This is a genomic window from Rhodococcus sp. MurmanLake-1 (assembly GCF_056945715.1).
In genome coordinates, this window is sequence record NZ_JBWZNF010000006.1 from 184,370 (window position 1) to 210,652 (window position 26,283).

General features: G+C 60.6%; 34 protein-coding genes. 29 read left to right on the forward strand and 5 right to left on the reverse strand.

Features of this window, described 5'->3' with window-relative positions; genetic code table 11:
• Positions 1 to 24: 24 nt before the first annotated feature.
• Entirely contained in the window at positions 25 to 576 is a 552-nt protein-coding gene (locus tag AC2ETI_RS18615) for a hypothetical protein (protein ID WP_483634205.1), read from the forward strand.
• On the opposite strand, the gene AC2ETI_RS18620 is transcribed toward AC2ETI_RS18615, so the two are convergent.
• Together AC2ETI_RS18620 and AC2ETI_RS18625 are read right to left on the reverse strand one after the other, a co-directional pair.
• Complete coding sequence (locus tag AC2ETI_RS18620; RefSeq protein ID WP_483634206.1) at positions 564 to 1,799, reverse strand: tyrosine-type recombinase/integrase; 1,236 nt, start codon at positions 1,797 to 1,799, stop codon at positions 564 to 566. The two genes, AC2ETI_RS18615 and AC2ETI_RS18620, sit on opposite strands and share 13 nt — an antisense overlap.
• The gene (locus AC2ETI_RS18625) at positions 1,753 to 2,352 is read right to left on the reverse strand and encodes a helix-turn-helix domain-containing protein (RefSeq protein ID WP_483634207.1); all 600 of its coding nucleotides are present in this window, start codon (positions 2,350 to 2,352) and stop codon (positions 1,753 to 1,755) included. The genes AC2ETI_RS18620 and AC2ETI_RS18625 overlap by 47 nt, the downstream gene beginning before the upstream one ends.
• 102 nt (positions 2,353 to 2,454) lie before the next feature.
• Here AC2ETI_RS18625 and AC2ETI_RS18630 point away from each other — a divergent pair, with 102 nt between their 5' ends.
• The 8 genes from AC2ETI_RS18630 to AC2ETI_RS18665 all read left to right on the forward strand — a co-directional run bounded on the left by AC2ETI_RS18630 (position 2,455) and on the right by AC2ETI_RS18665 (position 7,563).
• A complete protein-coding gene (locus AC2ETI_RS18630; protein WP_483634208.1) occupies positions 2,455 to 2,694 on the forward strand; it encodes a helix-turn-helix transcriptional regulator in 240 nt (79 codons plus the stop codon).
• A gap of 164 nt (positions 2,695 to 2,858) precedes the next feature.
• Positions 2,859 to 3,098: a hypothetical protein gene (locus AC2ETI_RS18635; RefSeq protein WP_483634209.1), complete on the forward strand. Its 240-nt coding sequence runs from the start codon at positions 2,859 to 2,861 to the stop codon at positions 3,096 to 3,098.
• Positions 3,095 to 3,322: a helix-turn-helix domain-containing protein gene (locus AC2ETI_RS18640; RefSeq protein ID WP_483634210.1), complete on the forward strand. Its 228-nt coding sequence runs from the start codon at positions 3,095 to 3,097 to the stop codon at positions 3,320 to 3,322. The genes AC2ETI_RS18635 and AC2ETI_RS18640 overlap by 4 nt, the downstream gene beginning before the upstream one ends.
• A gap of 145 nt (positions 3,323 to 3,467) precedes the next feature.
• Positions 3,468 to 4,541: a hypothetical protein gene (locus tag AC2ETI_RS18645; protein WP_483634211.1), complete on the forward strand. Its 1,074-nt coding sequence runs from the start codon at positions 3,468 to 3,470 to the stop codon at positions 4,539 to 4,541.
• Entirely contained in the window at positions 4,538 to 4,873 is a 336-nt protein-coding gene (locus AC2ETI_RS18650) for a hypothetical protein (protein ID WP_483634212.1), read from the forward strand. The genes AC2ETI_RS18645 and AC2ETI_RS18650 overlap by 4 nt, the downstream gene beginning before the upstream one ends.
• Before the next feature lie 67 nt (positions 4,874 to 4,940).
• Positions 4,941 to 5,927 carry a hypothetical protein gene (locus AC2ETI_RS18655; RefSeq protein WP_483634213.1) on the forward strand — a complete coding sequence of 329 codons (987 nt, stop codon included), beginning with the start codon at positions 4,941 to 4,943 and terminating at the stop codon, positions 5,925 to 5,927.
• Between the two features lie 74 nt (positions 5,928 to 6,001).
• Positions 6,002 to 6,268 (forward strand): hypothetical protein, encoded by a 267-nt coding sequence (locus tag AC2ETI_RS18660; RefSeq protein ID WP_483634214.1) that lies wholly within the window; start codon positions 6,002 to 6,004, stop codon positions 6,266 to 6,268.
• A complete protein-coding gene (locus tag AC2ETI_RS18665; protein WP_483634215.1) occupies positions 6,265 to 7,563 on the forward strand; it encodes an AAA family ATPase in 1,299 nt (432 codons plus the stop codon). Before AC2ETI_RS18660 ends, AC2ETI_RS18665 begins: the two co-directional genes overlap by 4 nt.
• Positions 7,564 to 7,581: 18 nt before the next feature.
• On the opposite strand, the gene AC2ETI_RS18670 is transcribed toward AC2ETI_RS18665, so the two are convergent.
• Both AC2ETI_RS18670 and AC2ETI_RS18675 read right to left on the reverse strand, forming a co-directional pair.
• Positions 7,582 to 8,031, reverse strand: coding sequence for a hypothetical protein (locus AC2ETI_RS18670; RefSeq protein WP_483634216.1), 450 nt, complete (start codon positions 8,029 to 8,031; stop codon positions 7,582 to 7,584).
• A 50-nt stretch (positions 8,032 to 8,081) separates the two neighbouring features.
• Positions 8,082 to 8,285 carry a hypothetical protein gene (locus tag AC2ETI_RS18675; RefSeq protein ID WP_483634217.1) on the reverse strand — a complete coding sequence of 68 codons (204 nt, stop codon included), beginning with the start codon at positions 8,283 to 8,285 and terminating at the stop codon, positions 8,082 to 8,084.
• A gap of 208 nt (positions 8,286 to 8,493) precedes the next feature.
• Between AC2ETI_RS18675 and AC2ETI_RS18680 the strand changes: the two genes are divergently transcribed.
• Positions 8,494 to 9,285 (forward strand): hypothetical protein, encoded by a 792-nt coding sequence (locus AC2ETI_RS18680; protein WP_256519687.1) that lies wholly within the window; start codon positions 8,494 to 8,496, stop codon positions 9,283 to 9,285.
• Positions 9,286 to 9,981: 696 nt separating this feature from the next.
• Here AC2ETI_RS18680 and AC2ETI_RS18685 read toward each other — a convergent pair.
• A complete protein-coding gene (locus tag AC2ETI_RS18685) occupies positions 9,982 to 10,308 on the reverse strand; it encodes a DUF2510 domain-containing protein (RefSeq protein ID WP_483634218.1) in 327 nt (108 codons plus the stop codon).
• Between the two features lie 34 nt (positions 10,309 to 10,342).
• Between AC2ETI_RS18685 and AC2ETI_RS18690 the strand changes: the two genes are divergently transcribed.
• The 19 genes from AC2ETI_RS18690 (at position 10,343) to AC2ETI_RS18780 (ending at position 26,261) form a co-directional block, all read left to right on the forward strand.
• On the forward strand, positions 10,343 to 10,561 hold the full coding sequence (locus AC2ETI_RS18690) for a hypothetical protein (RefSeq protein ID WP_483634219.1): 219 nt from the start codon (positions 10,343 to 10,345) through the stop codon (positions 10,559 to 10,561).
• 422 nt (positions 10,562 to 10,983) lie between these two features.
• Entirely contained in the window at positions 10,984 to 11,352 is a 369-nt protein-coding gene (locus AC2ETI_RS18695; protein ID WP_483634220.1) for a hypothetical protein, read from the forward strand.
• Between the two features lie 193 nt (positions 11,353 to 11,545).
• Positions 11,546 to 12,856, forward strand: a complete 1,311-nt coding sequence (locus AC2ETI_RS18700) for a hypothetical protein (protein WP_483634221.1) — start codon at positions 11,546 to 11,548, stop codon at positions 12,854 to 12,856.
• Positions 12,857 to 12,865: 9 nt separating this feature from the next.
• Positions 12,866 to 14,125, forward strand: a complete 1,260-nt coding sequence (locus tag AC2ETI_RS18705; RefSeq protein ID WP_483634222.1) for a phage portal protein family protein — start codon at positions 12,866 to 12,868, stop codon at positions 14,123 to 14,125.
• Positions 14,122 to 15,525, forward strand: coding sequence for a phage protease (locus tag AC2ETI_RS18710; protein WP_483634223.1), 1,404 nt, complete (start codon positions 14,122 to 14,124; stop codon positions 15,523 to 15,525). Before AC2ETI_RS18705 ends, AC2ETI_RS18710 begins: the two co-directional genes overlap by 4 nt.
• A gap of 2 nt (positions 15,526 to 15,527) precedes the next feature.
• A complete protein-coding gene (locus tag AC2ETI_RS18715) occupies positions 15,528 to 15,902 on the forward strand; it encodes a capsid cement protein (protein ID WP_256082706.1) in 375 nt (124 codons plus the stop codon).
• Between the two features lie 13 nt (positions 15,903 to 15,915).
• Positions 15,916 to 16,824 carry a major capsid protein gene (locus AC2ETI_RS18720; RefSeq protein WP_350491284.1) on the forward strand — a complete coding sequence of 303 codons (909 nt, stop codon included), beginning with the start codon at positions 15,916 to 15,918 and terminating at the stop codon, positions 16,822 to 16,824.
• 1 nt (position 16,825) lies between these two features.
• Positions 16,826 to 17,230, forward strand: coding sequence for a hypothetical protein (locus AC2ETI_RS18725; RefSeq protein ID WP_483634224.1), 405 nt, complete (start codon positions 16,826 to 16,828; stop codon positions 17,228 to 17,230).
• Positions 17,231 to 17,244: 14 nt separating this feature from the next.
• Positions 17,245 to 17,619, forward strand: a complete 375-nt coding sequence (locus AC2ETI_RS18730) for a hypothetical protein (RefSeq protein WP_095971163.1) — start codon at positions 17,245 to 17,247, stop codon at positions 17,617 to 17,619.
• Positions 17,616 to 17,954, forward strand: coding sequence for a hypothetical protein (locus AC2ETI_RS18735; RefSeq protein WP_095971162.1), 339 nt, complete (start codon positions 17,616 to 17,618; stop codon positions 17,952 to 17,954). The genes AC2ETI_RS18730 and AC2ETI_RS18735 overlap by 4 nt, the downstream gene beginning before the upstream one ends.
• Positions 17,954 to 18,163 (forward strand): hypothetical protein, encoded by a 210-nt coding sequence (locus AC2ETI_RS18740; RefSeq protein ID WP_483634225.1) that lies wholly within the window; start codon positions 17,954 to 17,956, stop codon positions 18,161 to 18,163. Before AC2ETI_RS18735 ends, AC2ETI_RS18740 begins: the two co-directional genes overlap by 1 nt.
• On the forward strand, positions 18,144 to 18,374 hold the full coding sequence (locus tag AC2ETI_RS18745) for a hypothetical protein (RefSeq protein WP_483634226.1): 231 nt from the start codon (positions 18,144 to 18,146) through the stop codon (positions 18,372 to 18,374). Before AC2ETI_RS18740 ends, AC2ETI_RS18745 begins: the two co-directional genes overlap by 20 nt.
• Positions 18,374 to 18,784: a hypothetical protein gene (locus AC2ETI_RS18750; RefSeq protein WP_483634227.1), complete on the forward strand. Its 411-nt coding sequence runs from the start codon at positions 18,374 to 18,376 to the stop codon at positions 18,782 to 18,784. Before AC2ETI_RS18745 ends, AC2ETI_RS18750 begins: the two co-directional genes overlap by 1 nt.
• Positions 18,785 to 18,838: 54 nt before the next feature.
• Positions 18,839 to 19,432: a hypothetical protein gene (locus AC2ETI_RS18755; protein ID WP_219466110.1), complete on the forward strand. Its 594-nt coding sequence runs from the start codon at positions 18,839 to 18,841 to the stop codon at positions 19,430 to 19,432.
• A 58-nt stretch (positions 19,433 to 19,490) separates the two neighbouring features.
• Entirely contained in the window at positions 19,491 to 19,784 is a 294-nt protein-coding gene (locus AC2ETI_RS18760; protein WP_483634228.1) for a hypothetical protein, read from the forward strand.
• A 125-nt stretch (positions 19,785 to 19,909) separates the two neighbouring features.
• Complete coding sequence (locus AC2ETI_RS18765; protein WP_350491290.1) at positions 19,910 to 20,287, forward strand: hypothetical protein; 378 nt, start codon at positions 19,910 to 19,912, stop codon at positions 20,285 to 20,287.
• 65 nt (positions 20,288 to 20,352) lie between these two features.
• Positions 20,353 to 20,649, forward strand: coding sequence for a hypothetical protein (locus AC2ETI_RS18770; protein WP_219466118.1), 297 nt, complete (start codon positions 20,353 to 20,355; stop codon positions 20,647 to 20,649).
• A gap of 530 nt (positions 20,650 to 21,179) precedes the next feature.
• Positions 21,180 to 21,428, forward strand: a complete 249-nt coding sequence (locus AC2ETI_RS18775) for an HNH endonuclease (protein ID WP_483634229.1) — start codon at positions 21,180 to 21,182, stop codon at positions 21,426 to 21,428.
• A gap of 72 nt (positions 21,429 to 21,500) precedes the next feature.
• Positions 21,501 to 26,261 (forward strand): tape measure protein, encoded by a 4,761-nt coding sequence (locus AC2ETI_RS18780; RefSeq protein ID WP_483634230.1) that lies wholly within the window; start codon positions 21,501 to 21,503, stop codon positions 26,259 to 26,261.
• Positions 26,262 to 26,283: the final 22 nt, after the last annotated feature.

The following is a 26,283-nucleotide window of genomic DNA, read 5'->3' on the forward strand; positions in this document are numbered from 1 at the left end:
CAAGGGCAGAAGGGGACTGAGGCGATGACTTCACGACTGAATCCCATGCCATTGTTTTACGGGCACGCTCGCACCCTTGCGAGCCATGCCGGACCGGATCGAGTGGCGCGATTGGTCCTCTGGGGTTTGCCGATTGCAATCGGAATAGCGGCGTACGTCTGCGAGTGGCGGTTCACTGCCCCATCCGCGCTGCTGACCGGTGCGGCTCTGTTGATGAGTGGGTTTCTGACTACAGCCGGCGCGCTGTCGACTTTCAGGTTGAAGCTGACCGATCGGGACGAAACGCACCGGGATGCGCAGAGCGCGAAGCGCAACCTTGATGAAGCTGTGCCGCAGGTGCTGGTCGCCGCTCTAGGTTGCCTCACGGCTGCTGTTCTCATCATTCTCGCAATGAACTTCCCGCTCGGCGAAGACACTGCGGCGATCAATCGAGGCTTCAGCGCTGCCGTGGCTACGAGCCTTTCCTTTGTCGCGCTGCTGTTCATCGCAACAATTATTCGACTCTATGCAGCGTACATCCAGGTCAACAGGGTCTCAGATGACCTGAACGGATTCGTGCGACATCATTCAGTGTGAGCGCTCGACCCCGATACCGACCTGCGTACACTGCCGTTCTCTGTAGCTTCCACAAACATCGAATCTGCCGCCTTTCGTGTTCGATCATCGGCGTTGGGCCACAGGTGTGCGTACGTCGACAGCGTGACGTTAGGGGAGCTGTGGCCGAGCGCCTTCTGGACAGTAACGACGTCGCATCCCGCGTAGATCAGGCCCGATGCGTAGAAGTGCCGTAGGTCGTGGAGGTGCCAATCCGGTTGGCCCGCGTTCTTTTTCGCCTTTCGCCATCTGTAACCGACCGAGTTCTGGTGCCATGGATGGCCGTTCTCTCCTGGGAACAGCCATCGCGTCGGGTCGCTGCCGGGCTGCCATTTGGCTATGTACTCGGCCAGCATGTCGAGTAAACCTTGTGGTGCCGGGATCGTCCGCTCGCTGCCATATTTCGGCGCGCGGATTTCGACGGCACCGCCGTTAGCCCGCTGAACCTGACGTTGCACGTTGATCTCGCGCCGCAGGAAGTCGATGTCCAGAACCTGTAACGCGGCGGCCTCGCCCAGTCGAAGGCCGGCGAACGCTGCGAGGGCGACAAACGGACTGAAGTCATCATCAGCACGTGCGACCAATGAGCCAACCTGAACCGGCGTCGGAATTTGCATCGCGGCTTCAGCTCGGCGTCGCCGGGGGAGTGTGATCCTCTCCGTGGGATCTTCCCCCAAAACCCTGTCCCGCTTTGCAGCTCGAAGCACCGAGCGGACGTTCATGAAGCGAGTTTTGATTGTCGAGGCAGCTAAAGGCTTGTCCTGCATTGCCTTCACCCAGGCCTCGATGTGGGACGGCCGAAGTTCGCCGAGTGCAACATTGCGGAAGGTGACCCCATTCGCTGCGAGGTCCATAGACTTCACGGTTCCGGAAACCCACACCTGCCGAGATGACCATTCCTGGTAGAACGACGCGAAGGTGATCTTGCCGAGCCGAGGATCTACGTAGTTGCCGGTAACCTGGCTCGCCACGATGTCATCAAGCCACTTTTGGGCGTCAACCTTGCGATCGAATCGCTTCGTGTGCTCAAGGCTTTCGTCGTCGACGTACCTTGCGCGCCAGCGCTTTCCTGAACCGTGGAGTTTTGACTTGATCTTTTGTTCGTTGCCATCGGCACGGATCGTCTTCCACCACAGATCCTCGACGCCCGCGCGCCGGTTACGCCTCGGGCGCGTCATCGCTGCCCAGCATTCCGAGTTGGTCAAGGAGGTGATTTAGAACAGTCTTTGCCGCCTTGAATTCCCAGGGCGCAACGCTTGCCACGGCGATATTGGCGGAAGTTCCGTCAATGAATAACTTTCCCTCGAACTCTGTCGAGTCCCGTATCTCCTCCAATAGATCGGCTACAGCCTGTTCGCGAGAAATGTCGCCGTCTCGATCGAGAAGCTCCTGCATTCCGAGCGTGTGAGCAACGTCGACAGCGAGCGTCACAATGGAATCTGCTGCGTGCGTATATGAAGCGACCGTATTCGCTACGAGCCCTGCCTCCGAGAATCCGGTCGGCGCAAAGAGGAACAGATCGAATTGCAGAAATCTGGAGAGAGCGATGCCCTCGCTAAGGCGAGGCTCTCGCTGGTTGTTCTCAAGCCTGGTCACGGCACTCGCATCGAGCGGGACTCCAAGTTCTGACATTTTCATCGCGAGCGCCCGCTGACTGAGTCCGAGCCTGTTCCTGCCTTGCCGAATCGCGTCGCCGAGCGTGCGGGGATGTTCGTCGACTGCGCGATTCCGTTCAACGTCACTCTTCGCGTGTTTCATGGGCGCAACACTAATGCTTGACAGCAACACAAATCAATGCCAGCATTCAAACTGTTGCAATCATGCATCGCTGTTGCGTTACAGAAACAGAGGAGTGAACTGGTGACAACCTCACAAGCGTCCGGTCCAGTCGGCATCGAGGTGGTGGAGCGGTACCTGACCACGAAGCAGGTCAGTGAGACGACTGGTCTTCCGCTCGGAACATTGCGCTACTGGCGGCATGTCGGAGAAGGGCCCGAGTCAATGACGTTGGGCAGGAAAAGAGTCGTCTACAAGCTATCGAAGCTGAACGAGTGGCTGGCCGCGCAGGAGGACAACAACGTGCGCGGCGGTGTGGCTTAGTGCGCAGGACCTTTACCACGAAGAGCGCCCTCGACGCCGACCAGGGCATCGAGGGCAATGAGACCCGCACCAACCTTCACGAAAGAACGGATTCAGCCGTGACTGTACCAACATTTCCGACATCTGCCGAGGTGCTCGCCTTGCTGAAACCAGATAGCAGCGAGATGACTAACCTTGTCATCCGCCCGCTCGGGTCAGGCGCACAACAGTGTGTCGTGGTCCTCGATCGTCACGATCAGCGCGACGAAGACGGCACGCCGATTCCCGCAGTGTTCAGCCTCAACTTCCGTGGCATCGACGCGAACTACCCCGAGATTCACCCGTCCGGCATCCCCGCACTGATCGACACACTCACTGAGATGCATCAGGCATGGCTCTACCTGGACCCGGAGAGCTTCGCATGAGCGCGACGCTAGGCCGAACCGTCAAATCCGCAATCGCCCTGTCGGGCATGACGATTGCCGAGGTCGGCCGACGGATCGACCTGACCGCCTCGGCAATGAGCAGACGGACGTCAGGCAGGGTGCCTTTCAAGTGCGACGAGATCGTACGGATTGCGATCGTTCTTGAGGTATCGGTACGGGATCTGTTGGCGGATTGGGAAACTGAGAAGAGCAGGGCCGCCTAGTGACCATCACCGAGGGACTTCTCGCCGCACTCCTGGTCGGTCAGTCGGCCGCCTGGATCGCGATCGACTTCCGGCGCTTCTGCAGAAACTTCGACCACTGGGCTGATCGACCCGCCGTGCTCGCCAACAACTTTGAGGACTTTTCATGATCACACCGACCACACTGGATTCCCTGAAGTACGCCGTCGCCGAAGCCGAACTCGAGATCTATTGGGCCACCGACCACATCGCGTGTGTCGACGGCATGACTGATGAGCTGGAAGAAGCCCTTTCACCAGCCCGAGAAGGACTACATGCCCTCGCGACCGAGCTCCGGTCAGCGCTTGCGCCGCATGTGAAGGATCGAGCTGACTGGTTCACCTACAGCGACGGTCGACCTCTGCAGACCGAGATCACTATCGGCAACAACACGTATTCCCACCTGTGGCACCCGGACCCATTGCATAAGGTCCCCCCAGTCCGAGACATCACGATCCCCTCAGGCTTAGAGGTTCCGTCCCACCGCTCGGCGACGATCTCGTACGAGTTGCCGTCGAAGATCATCATCCGGGCAGGAGATGAGGTGATCGCAGAAGCTGGCCGCGGCGACGCCGAGACTATCGACGCTTGGCGGAGCCGACCCGCGGAGGTGGCGTTAGGTGAGTTACGTAACCAAGCGGCTGACCTCAAAGAACTGGAGGATGCATCCGGTGAATCGCACAGTCCTTCGCTGAACCCGTCCGTGGAGCAGTTGCAATTGATGATTGAGCGAATCAAGGAGAGTCGCGAATCGCAGCCTGAGCGGATCTTTGACCTGCGAACGAAAATCATCATTGCTCGCGACGAAGCGCTGCAGGCGGAGCCGTGGAGTTCGTTTGTCACCGACGTCCCGGCCTTCTCTCGGGATGGTGAGCCTGCCGGTTCCATGGGGGTTCCGAACATTGCCGCGAAGGAGACGTTCGGCGTTCGCCTCGCACTGGAGATCGCGGCAGAGGCTGGTGACGAGAACGACGTCCAGGACACGATCAACGAGTACTTCTCGATGATCCGTGAGCCTGATCAGATGATGCTTGTGGCAATGGCCGCGCTGTCCACGATGGGAACGATGGTTCTACCGGCCCTGTTCGAAATTGCAGAGGAGAAGGCGGGCAACTGGGACATTCGGGTGAACTTTGCCGACACAGCGCGCCACACCTGGACGAAGCGAATCCGTGACTTCGATTCGGACAAGGCGATATGACCGCGCTGGGGGAGTTGCTGCCGTGGCCACCGCCGGACGGGCGGGCGGAGCAGATCCGAGAGTTGCGGCGCGAGAACGGGAAACTGCTGGCGATCGTCGCGGGGGTCGGCTCTGAAACTGGCCCCCGAAAGGGGCAGGACCGTAGGCGTCATGCCGTCGAAATCTTGCAGGCGATCGGTAAGGCCGGCGACGGCCGTCACGTCGCGCACTACGTTCGGTTGGGACGTCAGTACGGGCTCACTTACTCCACGATTGCATCCCTCCTTGATAGATCCGTGGACGAGACGCAGGCCCTCGCTGCGCACGGGAGTGGGGATATCCGCGACGAATAGGCGGGGATGCTCACTACGTGCGCCGGCAATCGAATTCAGAACTCACGGAACGGAAGTGGTCGACAATATGGCCCGCGAGTACGGGAAGGTGTGGTTTTCCATCTTCACTGACGAACATTTCACCGCTCAACCGGCAGTCGACAAACTGCTCTACATCGCGCTGATCGCGCAGCCGTCGCTGAACTACGCGGGAGTGCAGCCGATTAACATGCGCAGGCTTCGGAAGGCTATGCGCCACGGCGACTTGCTCCCGACTGAGCGAGAGCTCGAGCTGTCTCTACTTCGCATGGAGCGGCGCGGCTACGTCTACACCGATGAGGACACCGGGGAGATCCTGGTCCGGTCGTTCATGCGGCGCGACGAGATCGACAAGCAGCCGAATGTACTGAAGTCGGCGCTTCGGGCACTCTCACAGATTGAGTCCCGCAAGCTCGCTCACGTCATGCGCGGCGAATTGGCTCGACTGACAGCGCCTTCCGTGAAGAGCGAGAAGATTCGGGGCGAAATTGCCCGGCTGTGGACTGCTGCGGAAACCCACCTCGAAGGGTTGACGGAAGGGATCACCGAACCCTTTCCGGAACCCTTCACCGAAGGGTTAGCGGAACCCTTACCGCGACCTGGGGAAACGGATGGGTTACCGGAACCCTTAGCGGAAGGGTTACGGGAAGGGTCGGTTGTGGTTGAGGTTGAGGTTGTTAAGTCACCTACTGCATTTACTCAAGTTCTAGAGAAAAAGAACTTGTCCGAATCTTCGATCTCGAACACGCCGCGAAATTCCTACCCTGCCGAGTTCGAGCGTTTCTGGGCCGCGTACCCAAGGCGGGAGCAGAAGCGGGATGCGCTCAAGGCATGGCAGACAGCGATCAAGCGAGTCTCGAACGCCGAGCTGATCGACGGGGCAACGCGGTACGCCCGGGATCCCAATCGCGAGAGCCAGTACACCAAACTCCCGGCGGGATGGCTTCGCACGGACATGTGGCTCGATGGTCCGATCGCAGGCAGGAATGGCAACCAAGTTCGGGACGGGAAGTCCGGTCTGCTGGTGGAGCGATGAACGGGCATTCGGGTCGCCTCCTCGTCGACTGCCCCGAATGCACAAACGCGAAGGGCTGGCAGGGAGCGACCGGAATGCGCTTCGCAGCGCAGAACATCCGCCACGAAGCCGAGACCGAGGCAGATGTCGATCTCGCCGAGCTTTGCCAGTGGACCGTCGACACGCACTACCCCGACCCGAAGAACAACAACCTTTGCGTGACCTGCGGCGAGCGCTGGCACCAGGACGTGAACATCGGCGCCGTTCAATGCCAGGCGTTCACCGAGGTCCGAATCCAAAACAACCTCTGGGCCATGCGTAAAGCCTGGAAGATCCGCGAAAAATGGAAGGTGCAGCCATGAGCGAGCTCAACGATCCTGCTGCCGAAGCGACCGTCCTCGCCGCCGGCCTCGCGCAACGCGGGCTGATCAACGCGATGGTCGACCTCGACCCCGGCGTCTTCACGACGCCAATCCACCAAATCATCCACACGGCTCTCGTGGACTGTTTCCGGGCCGGTGACCCTCGAGACCACGCAACGGTGTCCAGGCGGGCCATTCAGCTGGCAGCAACGGAGCATCAGGGTAAGTCGGTTGCCGACTCGATCATGAACATGCTCGGGAAAGGCGAGGACTACGCAATCGGGTTCTACCTTGATCGGCTCAACCACCTCCGCACCATTCGGGCGGTACGCGACACAGCGCTCCGTCTGATCCACGCAACGGAGGAAGTCGCCGAGACCGAAGACAGCGAAATGCTCGAACTCGGAATCGACCGAGCGCAAGACGAACTCGCTGCCGTCAATCGCACCGCCAGCTCGACCGAGGCCGACCTACCGATGAGCCTCGACGAGCTCCTATCCAAGAAGTTCACGCATGACTGGCTGATCCCGGACCTGCTCGAGCGAACCGACCGGATGATCCTCACCGGATTCGAGGGCACTGGAAAGAGTTTTCTCGTCGCGCAGATGGTCATGACGATCGCCGCGGGGATGCACCCATTTCTCGGTACCCGGGTGTCTGATCACAACCAAGTGCTGGTGATCGACGCCGAGAACTCGGAACGTCAGACCGGGCGCCGATACCGGATGCTGCGAGAGAGGATCACCCGACTGGCCGACAAGTACTCGGTCCCAGTTCCCGACTGGTCGAAGATGGTTCGGTTCGTGATCCGCCCGGAAGGGATCGCGCTCAACGATCCCGCGCAGATGAAACGGATAGAGCGGGCGATCGCGGCAACGCAACCCAAGTTCGTCGCGCTCGGACCGCTCTATCGACTGCACAAGCTCGACACGCGGGACGAGCAGGCGGCGAAGGAGCTCACCGACGCCATTGACCGGCTACGCGTTAAGTACAAATTCGCTGTCGTCTGCGAGGCGCACGTCGCGCACGGTCAAGCGGGTGCACAACGACTCCTCCGGCCGACAGGTTCCTCACTGTTTCTGAGGTGGCCCGAGTTCGGGTTCGGTCTTCGGCCGGCGCAAGGCACCGAGTCGGAGCAACACCCGTCTCGTGTTGACCTTGCGACGTGGCGCGGTGGGCGTGAGGAGCGTTTGTGGCCGAGCACTCTGCAGCACGGCACTGAAAATCATCAGTTGCCCTGGCAGAACGGCGATCCCAACTACTACGACGTCATGAGAGAGAAGGGGTATTTGTGACGGGCGTTGGATCGCTTGTTAGGTCAGTTCCAATAGTCCATCGTAGGCGCGGCGCAGAGTGTCAGGCACAACCCTGTTGGCGAGGTGGGTCTCATAGTCGGAATCTCGTCCTAGATTATCGGGATCGGAATTGAACGTAGCCGAGGACAGCCAGCGTGGCACGCCGAACATCTGAGTGAAGTAGTCGGAATATTGATCACTCAGTTCAGATATCTGAAATATCTGATGAGTGTCGAACTTCCGGGACCAAATCGCTCCCGCGGCACCTGGGACGGTGAGTAGTTTGGGAACCCAGATGGCGTTGACGAAGTCGCCTTGGTTTTTCTTTAGCTCGGACAGCCGGTACATGTGATGCAGGCAGTTCGTTAGTTCAATTTCCGTCTCGGCGCTGCTAGAGGCCTGCAGCATTCGCCCAAATGCTCCCTCGAACCCTTCGCAGATGAGCGATTCGGGATCACGAGAAGTCACAATCAGATACCTGCCTCATTCTGTTGATGGCTACGACTCTGCACGGATGGCTATTTCAGTCCGATTTCCAATGCAACGTCCTCAATGAAGGTGTCGTCGTCGCGGGCCGTGGACACCTGCGTGAAGAGTTGTTGAAAATGCGCATGCCTCGCGGTCGGATCACCACTCTGTGCGGGCGGCGCGAAGGCTGGATTGGTTGAATTGATCATCAATTCCAGCTGGTCCAGCACTTGTTGCTTTCTTGTCAAACTCATCAACACTCCTGAGGTATGCGATAGGTAACGCCACGCTATCTCAGTTGCGTGGAGCTCGGGCTGTGATTAAAGCATGTGGTCCTGGAAGCAAATCAGGGCGGCCTGGACTATTCGGGAATATTCTCCAAACATGTTGTGGCGCAAAGTATCTGGGTGTGATATGTGGTAGAATCAGTCCAGAGTTGCGGACGGTTGGGAAGGTGTGACCATGAGCGTTGGGACGACCGAAGCGGATCACTTCTACCTCGATCGGCAGGGGCAGAAAGAGCTGATCAACATTCTGCGTAGCGTCACAGCGCTCATGGCCGGCCTCGATGCCGCAATCTGCTGCCAAGAGCGATTCTCCGAAGGCGGTCCACGGACGGGCAAGGTTGAGCGGTCGTATCCGCTGCCGTTCAACCCTGCTGCGTCCGCCGCTGCTACCGCTCTGCATCAAGAGTTGGCGTCGTGGGTTCGGTTCGTCTGTGAGCCTCGCGGAATCACCTACTGGCCGATCGGTTACACGCACGAATTCAACTTCATCGGTCCACTGCGAGTGCACGACAAACGTGTGCCGTCGCCGGACTTCCGTGACAACACCGCCGGTCTCGCGCTCTGGCTCGATCGCAACGTCGCCGCACTCGCACTCACTCCGGGTAGCGAGGAATCGCTTCGCGCAATCCGCCACCGAGTGCGCTCATCATGGGCAGTACTGACACCGCCGCGCGACCGATCTTCTCGACCTCTCGACGACGAGAAGCGGGAAGAGGCGCGCAAGTCTCAGGTGAACGCGTCCGCCGCCGCACGCATGGCCAAACTGATGGGCCGCCGAGTTGACGAGGACGGCAACGACATCGAGAACTATCTGACGCTCACCAAGCGGCGGATCTTCCACCTGTGTGAGGTCGGTGCCGTGAAGCCGATCCGGCACACCACGATTCGAGGCAAGGAATCGCCGGTGTTCGTGTTCGGCCAACTGCTCGACGCGCATCTCGCGCACCCGACGCTCGAAAGTGCCTGACCTGCCACGGACAGTGGATGTGTTAAGCTTCGCTCGCAAGGGCGTGAGAGGTATCCGAAAGGATGGGTCTCGCGCCTTCTTTGCGTCCAGGGGCGCGTCTGGATCTGTTGATGCACTAGCCGAAACATCGCCGGTGGGTGCTCCAGGAATCAACGCCACAATCTTCCATCCAGGTTTAAGTCACCGCCCGCCGTATACGTCGTCGGGATCACGGAATCCAAGCGGCTCACTATGGCGAACTTCGACGTCGAGCCTCTGTCTGGGTGGAATCGACTTGCTGCACACCGCGCCGGACCGTCAGACAACGGCGCTCCCTTTTGGGGATGGTGCAGCAACCCCCGTCTGCCGTTGTCCCCAAAATTGGGCAGCGCCGGCCGGGGCTCAACTTCAGGAGGCGACATGGCCGGCCTGCTTGGTGTCACGAACTCAGGCTGGGCTTGCTGTCGACCTCACATCCGAGGACACCGGCGCCGTAACGGATCCGCACGCATGGCCGAGAAGCGTGTAACTCAGAAGTGGTTGGACGAGTACGAGAACCGACCTGAGTCGAGCGCGGATTGTCCAGGCTGCGGCACCGACGCCAACTGCAACTACTGAGAGGTGAACATGATGACCCTCGACCTGATCGAAGCGATCCGAATTGTGTGGGCGCTCATCGAGTTCTGGGTGATCTAGCGGTTGGTCGCTGAGCTCGGCTCACTGCCGGGGCAGTGTCGCTGCTGTCCATTCGCTGCCGTTAAACCAGCGGACCTGAGACGGATCCTGCTGATCGGGATACCACCCCGCGGGCATGAGTACCCCCGGGGCGCGTCGCTGCAAGGGCAGGGGAGCGGGCTTGACGACCAGCGCTCGAATGGCGAACACAACCCAAGTGATCACGCCGCCTGTCACCGAGAACGACAACAAGATGAAGAACAGCCCAGCTCCACTCCAGTTCAGCCCCGTGGCCAACACGAGCAGGACAAGCAGTGCGGCGACAGATATCACCGCATTGGCGATCTTCACACCTTGGTCGTTCTTCACGGATCAACTCGCTTCTCTCGATGGTGGATACATCGTGCCACCTCAGACCAGATGCGACGTCTGGATTCCTGATCGGAAGAACGGCGGTACGCAGATGCCCAGCCTCGAAGATCGGCTCTACGACACTGAGGTGCATCTCGGCCGGATGCTCGCAGACCCACATCACAACAAGGCGCAGCTCAAAGTCCTGAAAGATGGGCGAGATTCGCTGGAATTGCAGATCCGCCAACTACAAGACCATGGCAAGCACTAAGACCACGACCCAACGAGGACTCGGTTGGGAACACCAGAAGCAGCGCGAAAAGCTACTGAGGGCCCACGTAGAAGGAACCCCATGCTGGTGGTGCGGGGAGCCGATGTACCTCGCCCAGGGTCTCGCCGCAGACCACTCCCACGCGAGGGCACACGGTGGGACCAAGGCCGACCGGCTACTGCACGGACTATGCAATAAACAGCGCGGAGACGGCTCCAAAGATGATCTGCGACCCGCGGTTACAGGAAAGCCCCTGGAGCAGGCTCAAGCCGACCAGGCGGCCCTAGGTGTCCGCGTAATGCCCTGGCCATGACCCCCGCCCCGAAATTATCGAGGGAGGGGGGTGCCTGACTGGCCATGTGGTAGTCAGGACGTTTTTTTACAGGGCTCTGAAACGCTGCGTGCAATAGGGGGTGACCAGCATGGAAGATCTCGATGAGTTCGATCCTGAGATTCATGAAACGGACACCCTTTCTCGTGCCGGACGCCAACTTTTCGACTCCTTGTATGACGCACTCGATCCGTATTCATTGACGGTGATGATTCTCGAAGCGTCGCGGATCAAGGATCGGCTCGATCTTCTTCATCGCCTGAACTCCGGCGACGAGGATCTGTGGTTCCACCTGGCGCCGACTCGTGGTGACGGCGACGTTCTCGAGATCAAGATCGATTCCGGACTACAGGAGGCGCGCCAGTTGGCGGCGGTCCTACGGCAGATGCTCGTTGAGATCGGCCGGCAGAAGAGCCCGAAGACAGGGGCTGACGATTATGACGGCCTCGCTGATCTGTGAGGATTTTCCGCAGCTAGAGGGTCGGCAAGAGCCGCACAATCTATCCGTCTTTGACGGCGACATCACCCACGGCGAGAAGTCGATCGAGTTGTCACGTCGAGCCGGCATGAAATCAATGCCGTGGCAGAGGGAATCACAGCACGCGATTCTGTCGATGACGCCTGCGGGTCGGTGGACTCACCCTGACTGCTGCTTGATTGTTCCGCGGCAGAACGGCAAGTCGGAAATCCTGATTCAGCGCTGCTTATACGGGCTCTTCAAGCTCGGCGAGACGATCATCTACACGGCGCAGCGCTGGAAGACTGCTCGCGATGCGTGGAAGCGCATGATGCAGATCATCAAATCTCGCTCCTGGCTGCGGAGTCGAGTTGTACGGTCGACATGCTCGCAGGGCGAAGGGATTATCGAGCTCGAGGACGACATAACGATCTCGTTCGGCACTCGCTCGAATGACACCGGCCGAGGATTGACCAAGGTCGATCTGATCATCTACGACGAGGCATACAACCTCACCGACGGCGAACTCTCGGCGATGTCGTTCGTACAGATGGCGGCTGAGAATCCGCAGACCATCTATGCGTCGTCGGCGGTGAACAAGGATCAACATCCGAATGGCGCTGTGCTCGCCGCGATTCGGAAGCGCGGGCTCAAGCTCGACGAAGGTCTGTACTTCGCGGAGTACATGGCGCCCGATGACATGGATCGCGAGTCTGAGGAGACTTGGAAGTACGCGAATCCGTCTTACGGCGTTGTTCAGACTGCGGAGAAGATTCTGCAGATCATGAAGCGTCTGTCGACTGAGGCGGGCCGAAAAGGCTTTGACGTCGAGGCGTTGGGTCGTGGCGATTGGCCGGTCGAAGCTGAAGATGCTTCATGGTCGGTGATTTCGGAACTGATGTGGACCGGCCTCGTCGACGAACGTCCTGAGCTCACCGGGCCGATCGCTCTCGGCATGGACCGAACACTCGACCGCAAATGGTGGGTGATCGCCGCCGCTCAGCGCACTGTCGAGGGGCGAATTCATGTGGAAATCGGCTACTTCCAATCGGCAGCCCAAGCAGAAGTCGTCGACTACCTGGTCGACATCGTCACAGCTTGGGATCCATGCGCACTGGCCACTGATGCGAACTCGCCGGCGAAGGTGCTCGAGCCACTCTTACTCACCGCAGGCATCGAACTGATCAAGACGACCGGCAATCAAGCCGTGCAGATGTGTGGCGGCCTGTATGACGACGCCGAGTCGAAGGTTCTCAGTCACAGCGATCAACCGGTCCTCAACGACGCTGTCGAGGGTGCCGTCAAACGGTTCTTGCCGCAGGGCGATTGGGCTCTCGACAAGCGCGGCGACACGATCGTCGCCCCGATGGTCGCCGCGGGTCTGGCGCGATGGGCATTGCTGACATTCGGCAGCCGAGCATCGACGCCGCCCGCCAGCCCTGCGTTCAAGCCACCGTCAGCAAGTCGTTCAGTCGACGAATTCGACGCTCTATCAGCTGCTTTCTAAGGGGGAACGATGGCCGAAACCAAGCGAGCGATGCCCTCTACGGCTGAAGTCGGTTACGTCAACGGCAAGGGCAATGACTGGCATCAGTGGGACGACGACGAGAAGGTCCCAGAACTGCAGTGGCCCGACTCGGTGCACGTCTACTCGCGAATGATGAAGGAAGACGGCCGAGTCGCATCGGTCCTTCAGGCGATCGGCTTGCTGATTCGTCGGACTGCTTGGCGGATCGATCCGAATGGCGCTGACCCCAAGGTGGTCGAGTTCATCGCCCAGAACCTCGGGCTGCCGATCGTGGGAACCGAGCCGGATTCGAAGGCCCGATCGCGTGGAAGGTTCTCGTGGCAGGAGCATCTGCAAACAGTGCTCCTCATGCTTCCGTACGGTCACAGTTTCTTCGAGCAGGTCTACCGCGTCGACGAGAACGACGTGACCTGGCTGCACAAGCTCGCACCGCGTCCACAGAAGACAATCTCGAAGATCAATGTCGCGCTCGATGGCGGTCTCGAATCGATCAGGCAGAGCCCGCCGGCAGGACCTCTGACTGTGGCATCGATGCTGCCGGACGGTTTTGTCATCGACGTCTCGCGACTTGTCGCATACGTGCGCGACCCGGAGCCGGGCGAATGGATCGGTACCTCATTGCTGCGTCCGGCCTACAAGCATTGGATTCTCAAAGACGAATTCATGCGCATCCAAGCTGCCACAGCCAAGCGCAACGGCATGGGCGTCCCGGTCGGCACCGCATCGTCGAACGATCAAGGCGAGGTCGACAAGATGCAGGAGTTGGCGTCGAGCTTCCGCGGAAGCATGCACGCGGGTGTAGGTCTCGCAGAAGGCCAGACGATGGAGCTGCTCGGCGTGAACGGAAACCTGCCGGACATGGGGCAGGCGATCGAGTACCACGACAAGCAGATTGCGCTGGCCGCGCTCGCCCACTTCCTCAACCTCGACAAAGGGGGCAGTTTCGCTCTCGCGTCCGTCCAGGAAGACATGTTCGTCCAGTCTGTGCAGACGGTCGCAGAGTCCATCGCCAACACGGCGAATGCGCACATCATCGAAGATCTGGTCGACATCAACTTCGGTGAATCCGAAGCGGCGCCGCGAATTGTGTTCGATGAGATCGGCTCTCGTCAGGACGCAACCGCAGCATCTCTGGCGCTGCTGGTACAGAACGGACTTCTCGAGGCTGACGAGGCGCTGAAGATCGCAGTCCGGCAGAACTTGGGCTTGCCGACGAACTCCCAGGCTGCTGAGGAGTCGACGACATGACCGATCTGGTGACGCCCGACCGCCCAATTCTCGTGACTATCCCCAACGTCGAGCTGATCAAAGCCGGATCCTGGGAAATCTCGACGGGCACATGGAATCCAACATCAGAAGATCTCTACGCCGCAGTCGCTGCACTGAGTTCGCCAGCCATTCGACGCCCCACTCTCAAACTCGGCCATACCGATCCGAGATTCGACGGTGAGCCGACGATCGGCTACATCGACAATCTGCGCGTCGAGGACAACGGGACCACGCTCGTCGGGGACTATTGCGGCCTTCCTGGTTGGCTTGGCGACATCATGGCGTCCGCCTACCCGGATCGCTCGATCGAAGGCCGGTACAACGTCACCGACCAAACCGGAAGAACTCATCCATTCGTTCTCGAAGCGGTTGCGCTACTGGGTGTCACATCGCCTGGCGTCGGGACGCTCGGGAGCATCATCGACGTCGCCAAGCTGTACGGCGTGGCGGCTACTTCCAGCGGAAAGGAGTCATTCACGATGCCAGTATCCAAAGACGGATCACCGCACGCTTCCGCTGTTGTGGTCGCTGCGTCAGTGACTGTGGCGGAGCTACAGAGCTCGTTCTACAACGGGCCCGCGGCAAACAGTTGGTGGTGGATCGAAGACATCTTCGTGGACCCACCCGAAGTGGTGGCAATCAACGACGAGGACGGCACCCTGCATCGGGTGCCGTTTGTCGTTGAAGGCGAAGAGATTACGTGGGGCGAGCCCCAGGAAGTGAAGCGCGAGTACGTCGCCGCTTCCTCCGGGCTCCGCGAACCCCTGGCCCACTGGGCCGACAAGGAATCTTCTCGGGCCGGCGTGCCAGAGAAGACCGTGGCCGCAACCTCGGGCACGAACACATCCGATACAGAAGGAGGCTCGACTGTGGCATTCACGGATGAGCAGATCAAGGAACTCCGCGAGGCCCTCGACCTCCCGGACACCGCAACCGAGCAGACACTCTTCGATGCGCTGCTCGACAAGGCGACGGCCCCCGACAAGTCCGAGGACGTGTCGGAATCCAACACTCCAGTCGCAGCGTCGATCTCGAAGCTGAGTGAGGTCGCCAAGGCGAACGGACTCGTGCTGGTCGAGGCCAGCGGATACGAGGAGACCCGAGCGATGGCCGAGCGAGGCGCCAAGGCGCTCGATCGCCAGGAGAACGCCGACCGCGAGAAGTTGGTTTCCGAAGCCATCCACGCCGGCAAGATCCCGACCGCTCGAAAGGATCACTGGCTCAAGGCTCTCGAAGCCGATCCCGAAGGCGTAGCTGCATCACTCGCAGCGCTCGCGCCGGGACTGATCCCGGTATCCGAGGTCGGCCACAGCGTTGCCGCCTCGACCGAGACCGCCGAACTCGGCTGGTTCGGTGCATCTACCCCGAAGGAGGCCTGATTATGGCGAACGAAAACATCGGCGTGTACGAGCCCGGAGCTGATATCTCCGGCCGCGCCAAGACTGCAGTCACCGGAAAGCGATTCCTCGCCATCGTCGGCAATCGCGACGGCGGGAACATCTCGGTCGGTCACGCAACCGCGGCCGGTCGCACCTGCGGCGTCTCGGACCGCGACACCGCGGCCGGCGATCTCGTGGGAATCAAGCGGGGCAAGGACCGCGTCACCTTCGTGACTGCCTCTGGACCCATCGCCGCCTTCGCCGAGGTGGAGGTCGGCGCCGCCGGCGTCGCAGTCACCAAGACATCGGGTGTAGCCGTGGGCTACGCCGTCACCGCTGCAGCGTCGGGTGCCGACGCTGAGATCAGCCTCTACTGAAAGGGGACGCATCATGCCTTCTCCCTCTCCCGTGGCGTACCCGCTCGGTGCGCCCACCCTCGTCGGCGGCGTCCTCACCGTCGACACTGCCCTGAAGCAGCCGCAGCGCATCACCAAGCGGCTCGCCGACATCACGCTCCAGAAGTTCATCGTGGACAAGATTTTCTCGTCCTCGGGTGTCTCTGTCGCGTCCGGAGCCGTGATCTACGACCAGGTCGTGGCAAACGAGCTCTACACCGCTCGTGACATCGAGCAGCGTGCGGCCGGCAACGAGTACCCGATCGTCGGCGGCGAGCGCCAGGACCCCAAGACCGCATCGGCCGAAGACTGGGGTGGCAAGTTCTTCATCACCGACCAGGCGAAGAGTCGAAACGATGTCGTGTACTTCGACAACCAGGTGACTCAGCTCGCCAACACGGTCGTGCGGAAGGTCAACGCGCGCGCAGTCGCAACTCTCGAGTCCGCCATCGCCGGTCTCAACGGCGCGGGCGTGGTCCCTGGCCACGACTGGTCGAACGTCACCCTCTCGGGCAACGCACCGACCCCCAACGCGGAGCGCCCCGGCGCCGACTTCGCCAAGGTCCAGCTTGCCGCCGACCGCGAGGAACTCGGCGTGGTCTACGACCTCTGGATCGTGAACCCGCAGGAGAAGGCGAACCTGGTCATCGCTTACGGCGAGGACTATGAAGCCATCCTCCGGGCATCCGGGATCGAAATCTTCGATTCCAATCGCGTGACCGCCGGCACCGCCTACGCCGTCGCGCGCGGCCAGGTCGGTTTCCTCGACTACGAAGTCGGCCTGACGACCGAGACGTGGCGAGAAGAGAAGACGCGCAAGAACTGGGTCCAGTCCTACGTCCAGCCGATCTTCGGAGTTACGAACCCGTACTCCATCAAGAAGGTCACCGGATTGGCGGGCTGACATGACCGAGAAGACAATTCGAGTTGCGGTATGGGAGTACCTCAACCACGAAGGTAAGCGACGGTTCGCCTACTTCGGTGATGTTGTCGATCTGCCCGATTCGGAGATCGAGCGCGGTGAGCAGGTCGAGGCGTTCGGCGCAGATCTGACACTCTCGGATCTCGCTGAACAGCCTGATCCGTCGACCAAAGCGGAAGTGCCTGCAGAACAACCTGCTACTCCGGCGGATCCCGGCACGGCAACCTCGGACACTCCACCGGCTTCCGACGTCAAGCTCGAGCGCCCGAAGAATGCGGCACCAAAGCCGGAATGGGTCGAGTACGCAGCCTGGCGCGGTATCGACGGTGTCGAGGACATGAGCAAGGACGAGCTCGTCGCCGCAGTCAACGCGCTCGACGCACAGTGAGATGAGGGGGCTTCATGGCATTCGCAACACCTGATGAGCTTGCGGCGCAATGGGGCCCCCTCGATTCGATCCAACGGGCGCGGGCGACCGCACTGTTGGACATGGCCGAGCGCATGCTGCGAAAGCATGTCGACTTCAGCGGAGCACAAGCGGGCGACGACCTGCTGGAGATCGCCAAGCAAGTGTCGATCGACATGGTGATCGACGCGCTGATTCCCGGGCAGCACCGAGGGAAGTCGTCGTACTCACTGGCTGCCGGAAGTTTTCAGGAATCGGCTACCTTGCTCAACCCCTCGGCGACGCTGGTGTTCACCAAGGATCAGCGCGCTCTGTTCGACCTTCCGGGAGGCGCTTCGCCGCGGTGGTACTTCGGGGATGATCCCCAGTGACATTCTCTCTGACTCGTTCTGTGGAGCATGCCGCGTATGTCGCAGCTGGCGAAGACGAGCTGGGCAACGAAATCGCCAGCTACGCCTTGCCAGTCACTGTTCGCGTATTCGGCTGGGAGCCGCCGCGATCGGATGAGCCCGCCTTGGCCGGCCACGATCGCGTTGTCGTCGACTTGAAGCTGTATGCGCCACAGTCCATGGGCGCCAAGCCTGCTGACTACGTAATGGTTGGCGGCAAACGCTTCGAAGTGATCGGCTGGCCCGAGGATCCGAACGATAACGGCATCTGGAGTCCTGGGCTCGTGTCGGTCAATCTGCGACGAATTGAGGGCTGATGGACAAGCGACTGCTGGTAACGCATGCCGAGGGTGTTGACTCCCACGACACTGATGCTTTCGGCGTCGAGGAAGGCGTCCTCCTGGTCTACGTCGACCGTTCGATGAAGGTCCTCATTAAGGCATACAACCGCGAGGTGTGGGCGTTTGCTGAGTTTGTCGAGGTGTCAGAGCTTACGAGGAGGTGGAATGAAGTTCGAGCCGAATGAACAAGCCTTCTTTCACATCCGCAGCGTGCTCGCGCGACCATTGGTCGAATCGACCGCGGCGCGCATCGCCGGATCGTTCGGCGCCGGATACGGCTGGTCGTCCAGGCAAGGTCAGAAGCGCTGGCGCGCAAGCGTCTACCCCAAGACGTGGGCGGCTCGCATGGACAACGCCACGAACAACACGATGGTCCGAAAGTTCGGGAGTGGATGATGGCCGACAACTGGGGCGAAGCCCCTCCGTCGCAGGCGGTCATGGTCGCAGCGCTCAAAGCCGGACTGGCTGCCGAGGGCGACACCACGCACGTTGGAACGAAGGCGCCGCGAGATACCGAAAACCCGAGCGCTCGCCGGATCCGCGTGTCTCGCATCGCCGGTGGAAGTGAAACCTTCGCCACTGATTCGGCGCGGTTTCTGATCGAGTGTTGGGACCCTAGTGAATTGGCTGCCGAGCAGTTGGTGAACAAGGTGCGTCGGCTCCTGAAACAGTTCCGGGGGCAGCGGTTCGCCGGGGCGTTCATTCACGGATCCAAAGCGACCTCACTTCCCGTCAATTTTCCCGATCCCGGCACGTCGTCGGCCCGTTTCCAATTCACTGGCGAGCTGACCATCGGCTTGCTGTAGCAGATTTCGCTCGACCCTCTGGCCCGGTGCAACGATGCCTGAGAGGGGCAAATCATGACTGTCAATGTCAACAACGCGTTCGTCGGCACTCCTCCCATCGATGGAGGCGTGTTCTTCCGCGCCCCGGTGGGAACCGAACTTCCCACCGATGCACTGTCCGCACTCGATCCGCTGTTTCTCGATCACGGCGCCGTGGGTGAGGACGGTCTGACTGTCGCTCAGACTCGCGACAACACCGACATCAAGATGTTCGGCGGCAAGACGTTCATCAACGTCCAGACCAACTACGACGAGACGATCACCATCACACTGCTCGAGGATGATCTCGTGGCAGTGCTCAAGACCTCGTTCGGTGATGCCAATGTCATCACGACTCCCGCGACCGCGCTGCATGGTGTGCAGAAGACGATCTACCACACTGCCGACCCGCTGCCGATCAGTTCGTTTGTCGTCGAGGCGATCTCCGGAAAGAAGACGAAGCGCTACGTCGTCGAGAACGGCCAGGTTGTCACGGTCGGTGAAGTGAAGGACGTTCACAACAACGTCACGAGCCGCACGCTGACCATCAAGACCTACGCGCCGACTTCGGTCGAGCTCAAGGGCGGAAACGTGGTCGAGTACCGCGACGACGGAGTCCTGACCCCTTAGTCGCCGTGCCGGGCCCAGCCACCTTGCCGAGCACGGCGCTACTCCCAGGAGGTAACTGATGACGTACGCCGAACAGACCTGGACCGACAACGATCCGTCCACCCCACTGTCCGCTTCGCGACTCCGTCACATCGAAGAGGGCGTGAAGGGTGCCCACGATTCGATCGACGAGTTGCCTGCGCCATTCTCTGGCGCATACGGCGATCTTTCCGGCAAGCCGACCATTCCCACCTTGCCGGCGCTGGCGACAGCCGCCGAATTGCAGGCAGGAACAGTCACAACGTCGCGTTTGGTGAGTCCCAAGTTGATTCACGACGAGATTGCACGGCAGATCGCTGCCATCGCGCCGTAACGGCGCTGAACCCACCCGGCAGGGGTTGATTGACACCCCACTGCACCGGGCCGCCCTTGCCGGGTGGCCTCAAAGGCCCGGTCGCATATCTCCCATAAGAAACACAACGAAAGGCCTGGTGCAACATGGCAACCCATCGCATTACCTCCGCACACGCTGAAAAGTCCAAGCTCAAGATCGAATTCGAGACCGTCGATCCGGCCGACGAAAACGCCGAACCGATTCTTCACACTCTGAACGTGCCGAAGTGGCACTACCGACCGAAAGCTGTTGTCCTCGAGTCCAAGAAGTGGCTCGAAAAGGAGAATGCCGATCGCAAGAAGTCCAAGGACGACGAAGTCACCGCACTCGAGCTGATGATCTTCACGGTCGGACTCGTGCAGCCCGAATTGAAGCCGCTCGTCGACGGACTGTCGATGGGGGAGCAGCACGAGATCTGGCAGGTCTGGTCGGGGGAGGTGCCGATCTCCGAGGGGGAATCGGAAGCCTCCTCAGAATCCTAGAAGACAGGAAAGCTGAGGGGGCCATACAGGCCGACCTACTGGACAGAGGGCGGTCGCTCGAAGACTTGGGCGACACCCTCTCCTGGTGGGACCTGGCGTGCATCATCGAGAACTTGCCTGCGTCGTCGGCGTACTCGCGCTACCTGGATCCGGACGCTATCTACCGGACGCCGGAGAACATGATCGCCATTCTCGCCGCAGATGGCGCGCGCGGCACGAACGCGCTCTTCAAGCTCCTGGTCTCAGATCCGGCAAGTAGGCCCGAGCTGCCCAAGAAGTCCGGCGTCGTCATAGATGCACGCGCAGAGATCAAAAAACGTCAGGCCCAGTTCGCCGCACAGAAGGCGGCGGAGGCCATGTGACAACTCAATAGTGGAGGTGCTCCGATTTCGGCAGTCAGACAACATGTGTCGGGTCCCCAGGGGTGTTACCGCGGTCAGATTGGTGAGGCATGATGTCGAGTCGATTCTGCTTGTCGTGTGGGGTTGAGGTGATTCGGGTCGGTCACTTTGGCCCATTTCCCAAGTACTGCTCAAGTGAATGTGTTCCGAATTGTGAGGTTGTGGGTTGCGACCAGCCGAGTCGTGGGTCCCGCTACTGCGCTCGACACAAAGCGCACTTTCGGCGAAATGGCGTTGGCGCCGAAGTGAAGTCGGTCTGGTCCACTGAGCGAAGCTGCCTCTCTTGCGGTCAAGAGGGTTGGCCGCCAAACGGGAGGCGAAAGTTCTGCTCAAGCCGATGCCAATCGATCCATCAGCAAAACGGAAACTGTGCGCCAGAGAAATTCGTGAAATGTGCTCAATGCGACACCCGAATCAACCTTTGGGCTCGGCATGCAAACGGCCGAAAGAAGCGCAGCGACACGCTACTTTGTACTCCCTGTAAGCGGGCGATGGCGAAACCACATCGAACGTCGGTCGTGAAGCTTTGCAATCGGGACGGCGACGTTTGTGGAATCTGTGACCAGCCGATCGATACGGATCTAAACCATCCCGATCCATTGAGCGCATCGGTGGATCACATTCTTCCGCGCGCGCATGGTGGTTCTCACGATCTTGCGAATCTGCAACTTGCGCACCTGCGGTGCAACCTAACTAAGCAGCAGCGCAAAGACTTCAAGCTCGCGAGTCTATCGCCATAGAGCAAAACTTCATTTCATTGAAGCCGTCGACGTAACCGTCTGGCGGCTTTATGCATCTCCGAGGAGGCCGCGATGTCAGGCAGTGTCGAGCTCGGAGTTGGATACCTGAGCGTCGTCCCGGAGACCTCCAAAGTCATCCCTGGTATCGACAAGGCGCTCACCGGTGCCCAGGCCAACGCCGACCGGGCCGGCCAGGGGATGGGCAGCAAGATCGCCGGTGGCATCGGCACCACACTGAAGTTCGGCGCCGCCACTGCAGGAGCTGCAGCCGCCGGCGTCATCGGTACGGCACTGACCCAAGGCATGGCCAGGGTCGTCGCGATCGACGATGCCAAGGGCAAGCTCGCGGGACTCGGCCATACGGCCGAAGGTGTCACCACCATCATGGATTCCGCTTTGGCTTCCGTGAAGGGGACCGCCTTCGGCCTGGGCGATGCTGCCGGCATCGCAGCATCGGCAGTCGCCGCGGGCATCAAGCCCGGCGAGGAACTGACGAAGTACCTCACCCTCACCGGTGACGCGGCAACCATTGCCGGATCCTCACTCGAGGAAATGGGCTCAATCTTCAACAAGGTCCAGACCTCTGGCAAGGCGTACACCGACAACCTGAATCAGCTTGCCGACCGTGGCATCCCGATCTTCCAGTGGCTCCAGGACGAGTACGGCGTCACCGCCGAAGAGCTGTCCAAGATGGTCAAGGAAGGCAAGGTCGACGCTGAGACCTTCAACAAGGTCATCCAGGAGAACATCGGCGGCGCCGCGCTCGAATCCGGAAAAACGCTTCGCGGTTCATTCGCGAACATGAAGGCCGCGCTCGGCCGCGCCGGTGCTGCAGTGATCGAGCCGTTCCTGCCGATGATGAAGGCAGGCCTCGGAAAGGTCATGGAGTTCACCGACAAGGTGACACCCCACCTGAAGGCCGGCGCCGAGAAGGCTGCCGCAGGACTGACCGACATGGGTCGCGCCTTCATGTCGTCGGGCGACTCCATCGAGGGTCCGGCGACGAAGATGGAACGCTTCGGCGTCAAGGCCCGCGAGGTCGTAGACGGCATCAAGGGCGTCTGGTCCATCCTGTCGAAGGGCGAGTTCGCAGGGTCCAAGATGACCTTCGGCCTCGAAGAGGACTCGAAGACTGTCGAAATCCTGTTCAAGATTCGCGAAGGGCTTCAGGGGATCAAGGGGCTGTTCGCGGGCGATGATGCTGGTGATGTCGGTGCGATGTTCGCCAAGTTGTCGCAAAGTGGCGGTGATGCCGAGGCTGCGATCGACGGACTCACGGGCGCGGCTGGCGAGAACAAGAGCGTTCTCGGGCAGCTCTGGGAGGTAACACAGCAAGTCGGCACGGCCGTCAAAGGCGCTGGAATATCGCTGGTTCAGCTCGGTGGAGACTCGGTCACTGTCGCAGCTTCCGGCCTTCGCGTCGTTGGTAACACGATGGGATTCTTGGCTGACCACTCCACGACCGCCCAGGTGGCGGTTGTTGGACTAGCAGGCGCAATGCTCAGCATCAAGGCCACCACTGCGATGGGCAACATCGGCCGATTCGTGCAGGCAATTCAGGCTCCCGCCAATTGGATAGTTCAGCGTCAACTCACGGCGGCGCTGAACGAGAACTCCGCTGCTATGCGCGCAAACATTGCGGCAATGGGTGGCGTGCCACCGGCGGCGGCGCAGAGCACCGCTGCGCGAATCCGAGATGCTGCAGCAACCCGAGCGCAGTCCGCTGCAGCCAGGATTGGCGCTGCAACAACGGTGACATCCTCGCAGGCGCTGGTTCGGTTCGCGACTGCCCAACGTCTCGCGGCCACAAGTAACGGCGTATTCGTCGGCGGCATGCGTCAAGCAACTGCATCCGCAGCGATCTTCGGTGCACGAGTTCAATCGGCAGGCACCGCGGCACTTGGCGGAATGCGAACAGCCGCAAGCGGACTAGCGGGATTCATGACAGGCCCCTGGGGAATTGCCATGGCCGCCGCGGCCGTTGGTTACCTTGCTTTCTCGAATTCCGGCCAGGATGCGGCGCAGCGCACTGACGAGATTCGGAGTGCAGTCTCTGATCTCGCTACGACCTTGCATGACAGTGGCGGCGCGTATACGACGGCCGGACAAAGTGCAGCAGCAGCAGCGCTCGAGTCGATCAAACTCGCAGACAGTTCCGACACTCTCTCGCAGACACTCGAGAATGTCGGAGTGTCCGCCAGGACTGCAGCCGCAGGCCTAGCGGGGAATGCCGATGCGCTGCGGAAGACCCGGGAGGAGCTCGCAGCCCAGGCTGGATCTGAACTCGATATCTGGGGTGGTCTCACAGACGTCAAAATGCCGGACTTCTCCTTGAAGTCGATACTCGGTCAATTCACGATCGGCGGACAATCCGACTACGCCAAAGACACTTTCACGAAGGACAATCCGGCAGGCGCAGCACTGAAGGCATATGACGAGGCTGAAGCTGCGATCAAGGAAAAGCAAGAATCACTGAAGCGGGTCGCGGCAGCGGGCGGCGATGCGAATGTCTCATTTGACGGCACCACCGCGAGTTTGGGGACCATGGCCCAGGCCATGAACGACTTTAAGTCCTCAACTGGTGGGGCGGCCGAGAAAATCGACATCCTCAGCGGCGGTCTTGCGAAGCTCCGTGGCGACCAGTTTTCCGCCGAAGAGGCGCAAAAGAAGGTCAACGACGCGATTCGAGGTTTCGGCGAAGCGGCTGCCGGTGCCGGTGCCAGTGTCGATGAGGCGACAGGGAAGATTGACACATCGACTGCGGCAGGCTCGAGACTCTTTGACTCGATGATGTCGGTCAGGTCCGCATTCGACGATGCGGGCGCTCAAGCCAGAACGGCAGCCGCAGAACAGAAGTTGAGCACTGGCGATGCGGCAGCTGCGGTTGAGGCGGCTGGGCAGCGGATCCGTGATGACTTCATTCGGCAGGCGATGGAAGCTGACTATTCGCGTGCTGCTGCAGAGGCGCTAGCGAATCAGTATGGCTTGCTGCCAAAAGAGCTGGTCACGAATGTCAAGCTGACCGGAACGGTCGAAGCCCAGGCTGCAATCACTGACTTCATCAACCGGAACACTGGCATTTCAGTCGACATCATGGCCAATGTCATCGCCCCAGGCCCATCGAATGCGCCCGCTGCGTCTCTCGGCGACTTCATGATGCCCGGCAGGGCAGAGGGTGGCCCGATCACCGGTGGCATTCCGGGCAAGGACTCAGTACCTATCCTGGCGATGCCCGGTGAGCACGTTCTCACCACAGCTGACGTTGACCGACTTGGCGGCCAAGCTGGCGCGTACCGTTTCCGGGCCGCGCTCGCGCAGGGCAAGGTCGGCAAATTCGCGGCCGGTGGCGCGGTTGGTGAGGCTGTCGACGCAGCTCGAAGTGTCACCGGGGTCAAGTACAAGTGGGGCGGCGTCGGTCCTGACGGGTTCGACTGTTCCGGGTTTGTCGGATGGCTGCAACAGATCCTCATGGGATTCGGAAAGGCCACCAGTCGGATTTACACGACCTACAGCCTGATCGGCGGCGCGACAGCAGGTCTCGCGAAGGGGCTGAACTCGGCCTCGCCGTTCAACGTGGGTGTCTCGGAAGAGCATATGGCCGCGACTCTCGACGGTCAGCCTGTCGAATCCGGCGGTTCGCACGGTGATTCACGGATCGGTGCGCCTGCCGTTGGAGCGAATGACGGGCAGTTCCCGTACAAGTTTCACCTGCCGCTCGACAAGATCGCCGGGGGATACTCGCCGGGATCGGGCACATCGGCCAATCAGTACTCGAGTGGCGAGTCGACGTGGACGGAAAAGGACGACCTGGCGCTTGAATCGGCTCGTGTCTCGATTCAGCAGGCGAAAGAGGCCCGAGACAAGGTCTACGCCAACGAGAAGAAGTCTGATGCTGACCGGCAACAGGCTGACCTCAGGGTGCAGCGTGCAGAGCAGCGGGTCATCGACCTGGAAGCGAAGCGCGAGGGCGCCGGCAGTGCCAAGTCCTACGGCCCTGCCCCGGATCTGCCGGGCGATATGACGGATGAGGCGATGGAGCTCCGCAACGCGGAGATTGCCGTCACCGAAGCTGAAATCGCACGCGACCGGGCATACGGCGAGGCGGATTCCACGAGCATCGACAAAGAGAAGGCCGACATGGCCGTCTATGCGGCGCGCAACCGCTTGTCGGAGACTCAGAAGAAGTTGCTCGAGGAAGGGGACAAGTCCGGCGACAAGTCGCGACTGAAGACCTTCGCAGAGATCGGTTCCGACCTCGGTGGCATCTTGGCCAACGGGCTACTCGAGACGTTCGGACTTCAGGATTCACTTCTTGCGGATCCGAACAAGTTCTTCGTCGACAACACCGGGCCCACCGGTGCGCGCACGACGGAACCACTCAAGAAGCCAAAGCCGTTGGGTGCAACTCCCGCGACGGAAATCGTCGCTCCACCGACGATGACCATCAGCCTGTCGGAAGCGATGACCCAGCTCCCGTTCACGCCGGACTGGAATGACCCGCTCGGGACGCTCAAGAAGTTGAGTGCGTTCGATCAGGGCGGCGAGGCATCGGGCTTGGGATTCATGCCCAAGGCGATCCTCGAGCCCGAGCGGGTTCTATCGCCGCGGACCACACAGGACTTCAACCGTCTGGTCGGGGTTCTCGACCGCGGAGACGTTCTGAACGACTTCGAATCCGGCAACCAGCGCGGTGGGGGGAGCACGACATACGCCCCCACGTTTACCGGGCTGCTCGACGAGGAGCAGATGTTTTCGATGTTCGAACGCTGGCAGCGCCGGACCCAAACCGGTGGCGGCCAGCGGACTGTCGCTCACCGTTCCAGGCGCCGGTGACAACGATTCGTAGGAGGTGCCA